The sequence below is a fragment of the Komagataeibacter xylinus NBRC 15237 genome (assembly GCF_001571345.1).
Taxonomy (GTDB): Bacteria; Pseudomonadota; Alphaproteobacteria; order Acetobacterales; family Acetobacteraceae; genus Komagataeibacter; species Komagataeibacter xylinus.
This window is the reverse complement of record NZ_BCTP01000142.1, coordinates 1-734: the sequence shown is the minus strand read 5'-3', so window position 1 is coordinate 734 and position 734 is coordinate 1. Positions and strand designations below refer to the sequence as shown.

Sequence of the window (734 nt, the reverse complement as noted above, 5' to 3'; positions counted from 1 at the left end):
CGGGATTTTTTCCTCACGCCGGATCGAGCGGGCGACATATCGCGACATCGGGGTGCGCTTCGTGGCGGCGAACCTGCATCCGGATCATGATACGATTGCGACCTTCCGCCGGACGAACAGGGGCGCCATTGAAGCTGCATTTGCACAGGTCCTGCTTGTGGCGCGCGAGACAGGCCTGCTGCGTCTGGGCGTGGTGTCGATCGACGGCACGAAAATCGATGCTGACGCATCGAAATACCGTTCCCTGCGCTACGACCGGATCAGGGCGCTGCGCGAACAGCTGGCGGTGGATATCGCGAAACTGATGGACCAGGCGGAGCACGCGGATGCCACAGACAGAGATCCGCAGGCCCTGCCAGAAGAGCTTGCCCGACGGGAAACGCTGAAAGCGAAGCTGGACGAAGCCTGCGCCCGGCTGGAAGCAGATGCGAAGGCGCAGGCCGAGGCGGCGCGACCGGCATACGAGAAAAAGAAGGCGGTGCATGACGCAAAAACAGGGCGTCGCGGCCAGGCGCCGAAACCGCCGGATGATGAACCACCACCCGACCGGCAGATCAGTCTGACCGATCCCGACAGCCGCCTCATGCGGCGTTCGGACGCCCACGAGTTCCGGCAGGCTTACAATGCCCAGGCCGTGGTCTGCGCCGAAGGCAGCCAGCTGATCGTGACAACCGGCGTTGTCGCCACGCCAGCGGACGCGCCATCCTTTGCCGACACCGTGCTGTCGATGGAAC

At 64.2% G+C, this 734-nt stretch carries 1 protein-coding gene; it reads left to right on the top strand.

Translation table 11 applies throughout. From position 1 onward, the window contains the following. Positions 1–734, top strand: a 734-nt coding sequence (locus GXY01S_RS16790) for a transposase (protein ID WP_169797774.1), incomplete at both ends; no start/stop codon positions are given.